Below are 4,706 nucleotides of genomic sequence, written 5' to 3'. Positions count from 1 at the left end.
TCTTGAGAAACAATTTCAAGCGCTTTATCTCGGTTTATGCCTGAATTTTGAAGCTCGTACATGCGTTCTTGGGCATAGCTATGTCGAACTCCGTGAGCACCTTCGCTCCACCCTAGTTTTTTTTCAGATGCACGACTAAATGATGCAGCCCAAGCGCGTCCAGCGCTGATTTTGTAATGTTGTACGTAATTTATAGTTCGGTCTGTTACGTGTTTTGGCTCGGGCAATCTCTGTGCTTCTAACTGGTTTGCAAGGTGTGTCGGTATGCGTACTTCTCGAATTAATCCGCCTTTGCCTTGCACGGTATATCGTTCACCCTCTCGACCTTGAAATTTTTCAGCTAATGCAGGGCGATCGCTTACCCCTCTTTCCTCGATACGGCGAAGCGTGAAAAGTTCGTGACCACGTAAACCCGCTGCGTGTGCAAGTTGCGTAGAAAGTGCATTTTGCGGACGTTGTGACTCCGTGATTATTTTTAACTGCTCTGGCGTGTAGGAGCGGGATTTTAAAATTTGTTGGTGTTCAGATTTGATAACGCCCAGGCGTTCATCCTGGTTTAGCTTTTTGCTGGTGAAGTGCATCATGGCCTGGATTGCCTGACGCTCCATATCGAGAGTTTTTTGCCCCACTTCCTCGCTGCGAATTTCAAGATATTGTGCCGCTTGTTCAGGTGTGATTTCACGTAGTCCGATAGATAATTCACGGTTTGCATATTGTGCGACTCTGGACAGCGCTTCTTCGTAGTTCCTGACTGTACCAACAGATTGTATGTGTTTACCTTGAATGGTTTTCATCACATTAGCAGCTTGTTTTTGAGCTACCTCAAGGGGATCTTTTTTGGCAAATTTACCCATTTTTATGATTCCGCTCTATCCAACGGGAAAGCGTAGAGGGGGAGACTTCGACATTCAGGCCTAGTAACCAGCGACGGATTTCCGCGCCACTCGAACCACCATTAAGCAGTTGGATTATTTCACCGTGGTATGGGTCTAATTTTGATTTACGTTGAGTGTAGCAGCGCTTTCTTATCGCTTTGGTTTGCGTTTTAAGCTTGGAAATTTCAGCGTTCACATCGAAATCAGACGGTACTTTCATTGGTTTCATGTTTTTCCTTGTAAGAACTTACAACTGCCTGTTAAACCAGCAGTAGCGACAACTTAATGCCTATTAGCCTGATTTACGCATAACGGAGCGAAGATTCAGACTTCTCTAGTCTATTCCGCATCGTATTTTAAGTGGGATGAATCACTGACCTTTACACCGGTTAAGTGGCTTTTACGTTTTGCATCGTTGATCTCCTATTTCGATTTTCGCTAGTGGATGACTATTTCCTGACATGGTGATCAGGCCTCCCATTTTCGCGTTGCGCTAGCGGGGTAACTAGAACCTAGCAGAGAGCTAGACCTCGGATCGTTTACCTGTATCCGGTGTAGCAGGTGTGCTAAAGGCACAACTCTATTTTCAAGAATTAATATATGTGATGAGTTTAAATTCGTCAAATAAATTTATATTGCTCGTATTTTTTTGCGTGAATTAAGCTTAAACCATACCCCCGCTATGTTTACGAGCCTAAGCGAGTGTGTACATAGCGGGGGGATGGGTTGCAAAAATGCAAAAAAATAGCCCCATTGTACCACATCTTGTACTTGATTTGACTGTTGTACAGGATGTGGTACAATGGAGGTAAGTAATCATTTTAGGAGGGTTTATTATGCGTTAGCGTTCTTTAATCACATACATGGTTAATATGTGAACATAGCTGGAAAGTAATTTTATAGAGCTTAATTTGGTATTAATCGTAATAAAAATTTAACAGGAGACAGGTGATGTTCTTAGGAGGATTAATCCTTTTGAGGGGCTGCGTTTTACAATTTATACGCGCTTAACAATTGTCACCAAAGAGAATATATGCAAGTACAAACATTTAGTAAAACAAGAGCCAATTTTAAGGCAGCTATAGAGGCTGTGACAGATCGTCATGAGCCATTATTGATAACAAGTAAAACAGCTGAGGTTGTTATGCTTTCAAGAGAAGATTACAGCAGTATGGTAGAAACAATGTATTTACTACGCTCAGCTAAGAACTCTCAACGTTTGATAGATTCTATTGCTCAGCTAAACGGTGGCTCTCTAATAGAAGAGGAATTAATCCGTTATGACATCGAAGAAGAAAAAGAAACTTGATCAGCAAACAGTATCATTAAAGAAAGTTGTATTCACTCCCCACGCTTGGGAAGACTATACTTATTGGGCTTCTAGCTCCCCCAAGATAACTATAAGAATTAATGAATTGATTAATGATGCTCAGCGTTCACTAAATCAAGGAATAGGAAAACCAGAAAAGCTTTCTGGTGATTTAAAGGGGTATTATTCCCGCCGTATAGATCAAGAAAACCGCCTAGTTTACACTGTTTTAAATGGTGATTTGGTCATTGTTCAGGCCCGTTATCACTATTAAATAATATATTTAATAGTTTCTATTAACGGTCTTAATTATTACTTTTTTGACCGTTAAAACATCTCTAAATTTTTAAGAGGTTTCTAATGGCCTTAATTAAAATCCTTCAAATTTCATTTGGTCATCTACTCGATAAGAAAACCTTAGCTTAGTTGCTTTACGTTGCTTTCTTTCGATGATTTCAACGCTTATATCTTTTATTTCTGTAGTGTCTTTAATTGTCTCAAGGCTTCGTTTTATAACTAGCTTATTCAAATCTTTAAATAATGGGTATGAGTAAACTCTTTCCTTGTTCTTTGTTGTGTATAGTCCTAATTCATCCTTAAGCTCATCGACACCTATTTCAAAATAACGGTCTTTTTTCTCGCTAATTTTCTGTCGTAAGAGTTGATATAGATTACTTGCGTTCGTGTCTTTTAGTCTGGCGCTGGAGATTAAAACCTGAGTAGTGTATTTACCCTCTATCATGCAAATATACGGCTCCATTTGACGGCTAAAGCTAATATCTACGTAACCGTCCCCGTCTTCATAGTCACAATATTCAGTGACATTAAGCATACGAATTCCTTTTCCTGTTGGCTTTTTCCAAGGCCGCTCCCCTTGTCGAGCTATGGGGGGTAAAAGCTGATCTTTAGGAATTCCTATTATCTGTTTTTGCAAGTCCAGCGTGGCGGATTTTAGTTGCTCGTAGGCTGTATTCATTTCTAGCTTAGCGATTTTCGCGTACTCACTGGCATAAATGCGGAACACTTGGCCTTGCTTTACTATTTTTTTAGAGTCCAACTGAGCTATGGCCATAAATAAAACGCGCCTAGATGACAAAGGCATTTTAGACAGTGTTTTGTTGATATCAGTTTTATGCCTAACTTTTGTTTTGCTCGATACGTTTACTAATTCCATAAAAGGGGTTTTCTTTGTTTTTTTAGACCACCGCCAATTTAGGGGATAGCTATTATTTAGTCAATACCTCCTTTAATTTTGTGTGTTATTTTTATCCACAGGACTCGGTAGACGACCACCTTTAACTCGGTAGACGACCACCTTAACTCGGTAGACGACCACCTTTAACTCGGTAGACGACCACCTTTAACTCGGTAGACGACCACCTTTCAAAATTATTTGCTATATATTTCATAGCTTTAATTAACCTCCTAAGTCTTTTAAGTCTTTTAAGTTATACATAAAGTCTTTAAAGGTCAGTTCGGCGAAAATTTGTGGATAACGCATTTTAAAATTTCGGGGTGCTAACCCCTCTTAGGGGCGATGCCCCTGCCGGCCCTACCCCTCGCTTCGCTCGTTCCGGCATACCCCAAGAATGCCTTCGCTGCGCTCAGAGTTTTTTCAAGAGCTAAGACAAACCTGAATCATTGGAGTAAACAAAATGCGTTAGCGTGGCTTACAGGACGTGCATAATTGGTTTATCAGGGCACGAAGAAGTATCGGATCTGCTGATCCTTTTGTGATCGCGTTGTCACATTGTTTTTTGCGTTGAACACCGCTGGGTTATCGCTCGTTCCTCGCTGCGGCTTCGCCCTCATAGTCGTTAACTATTAAGTAAAAAATTTATTGAGCGCAGAGTTGGTTAACCGGTGATCTAAAATAGCGGCTGTGTGTCAACGTGTGGGCGGCTTGCCCGTCCACCGTTGTCCATAGTGAGCTAGAGTTACCGAGGTTTAGATCTTAATCTTGCCATAGCTCCTTCAGCCCGTTGTTTTTTAGTATTCGCTTTGGCTGCGGTTTTCTCCGCCTCTTTCACACGTTCTTCAGCGGCTTGAACACGTTTGACGGCTTCAGCTTCAAGGCGACTAAACCGCTCTTCTCGCTCCATTAACTGCCTTTCTTGCGCTCTCAACGCTTCTCTGTCGGATTTTATTGAGTTATCTGCACGTATTTGAGCCTTTTCCGCTTTATCGTCCGAGAGTGCTTTCTGGGCGTTTATACGAGCTATTTCATTTTCATGATCGGCCTCTGTTGCGGTTAGGTACAGATAACCCAAAATTACGTAAAATATTCCACCACCAATCAACACGCCGATAACGGCAACAGGCCACGCATATTTCAACGTTTCCCAGCCTGTGCCGGCAATCACCCATTTTTGATTTTCAACAACAACCCAGCCTTGATTTTCCATGAAGCCATTTAACCACCAAGCGCCAGTCCCAAGGGCTGCAAGCAAGATTAACATGAGGATAGTTCGCCAGTTCATCGTAAATAAGTCTCCGTAATATCAGGTCTAAAATGCCCCATT

Annotated in this window: 6 protein-coding genes; 2 read left to right on the top strand and 4 right to left on the bottom strand. The window is 41.5% G+C overall.

Features of this window, described 5'->3' with window-relative positions:
* Both ACT3S9_RS19950 and ACT3S9_RS19945 read right to left on the bottom strand, forming a co-directional pair.
* Positions 1 to 854: site-specific integrase (locus ACT3S9_RS19950; RefSeq protein WP_444751183.1), on the bottom strand; the 854-nt coding region annotated here is incomplete at its 3' end.
* Complete coding sequence (locus tag ACT3S9_RS19945) at positions 847 to 1,095, bottom strand: hypothetical protein (protein WP_444751174.1); 249 nt, start codon at positions 1,093 to 1,095, stop codon at positions 847 to 849. The genes ACT3S9_RS19950 and ACT3S9_RS19945, both read right to left, overlap by 8 nt.
* Before the next feature lie 813 nt (positions 1,096 to 1,908).
* On the opposite strand from ACT3S9_RS19945, the gene ACT3S9_RS19940 reads away from it, so the two are divergent.
* Both ACT3S9_RS19940 and ACT3S9_RS19935 read left to right on the top strand, forming a co-directional pair.
* The gene (locus tag ACT3S9_RS19940) at positions 1,909 to 2,184 is read left to right on the top strand and encodes a type II toxin-antitoxin system Phd/YefM family antitoxin (RefSeq protein WP_444751182.1); all 276 of its coding nucleotides are present in this window, start codon (positions 1,909 to 1,911) and stop codon (positions 2,182 to 2,184) included.
* Entirely contained in the window at positions 2,156 to 2,458 is a 303-nt protein-coding gene (locus ACT3S9_RS19935; protein WP_444751181.1) for a Txe/YoeB family addiction module toxin, read from the top strand. Before ACT3S9_RS19940 ends, ACT3S9_RS19935 begins: the two co-directional genes overlap by 29 nt.
* A 96-nt stretch (positions 2,459 to 2,554) precedes the next feature.
* Here the strand turns inward: ACT3S9_RS19935 and ACT3S9_RS19930 are convergent, their stop codons facing one another.
* Together ACT3S9_RS19930 and ACT3S9_RS19925 are read right to left on the bottom strand one after the other, a co-directional pair.
* On the bottom strand, positions 2,555 to 3,358 hold the full coding sequence (locus ACT3S9_RS19930) for a replication initiation protein (RefSeq protein ID WP_444751180.1): 804 nt from the start codon (positions 3,356 to 3,358) through the stop codon (positions 2,555 to 2,557).
* Between the two features lie 763 nt (positions 3,359 to 4,121).
* Complete coding sequence (locus ACT3S9_RS19925; protein ID WP_444751179.1) at positions 4,122 to 4,643, bottom strand: hypothetical protein; 522 nt, start codon at positions 4,641 to 4,643, stop codon at positions 4,122 to 4,124.
* Positions 4,644 to 4,706 lie beyond the last annotated feature (63 nt).

Source organism: Pseudoalteromonas sp. AOP31-A2-14 (assembly GCF_052378035.1).
GTDB lineage: Bacteria > Pseudomonadota > Gammaproteobacteria > Enterobacterales > Alteromonadaceae > Pseudoalteromonas.
The sequence above is the reverse complement of the archived record's forward strand: the minus strand, read 5'-3'. Positions and strand labels throughout refer to the sequence as shown.

Bases quoted from the DNA above. Each gene is read 5' to 3' on its own strand.
- ACT3S9_RS19945 (WP_444751174.1), bottom strand. From the start codon at position 1,095: ATGAAAGTACCGTCTGATTTCGATGTGAACGCTGAAATTTCCAAGCTT.
- ACT3S9_RS19940 (WP_444751182.1), top strand. From the start codon at position 1,909: ATGCAAGTACAAACATTTAGTAAAACAAGAGCCAATTTTAAGGCAGCT.
- ACT3S9_RS19935 (WP_444751181.1), top strand. From the start codon at position 2,156: ATGACATCGAAGAAGAAAAAGAAACTTGATCAGCAAACAGTATCATTA.
- ACT3S9_RS19930 (WP_444751180.1), bottom strand. From the start codon at position 3,358: ATGGAATTAGTAAACGTATCGAGCAAAACAAAAGTTAGGCATAAAACT.
- ACT3S9_RS19925 (WP_444751179.1), bottom strand. From the start codon at position 4,643: ATGTTAATCTTGCTTGCAGCCCTTGGGACTGGCGCTTGGTGGTTAAAT.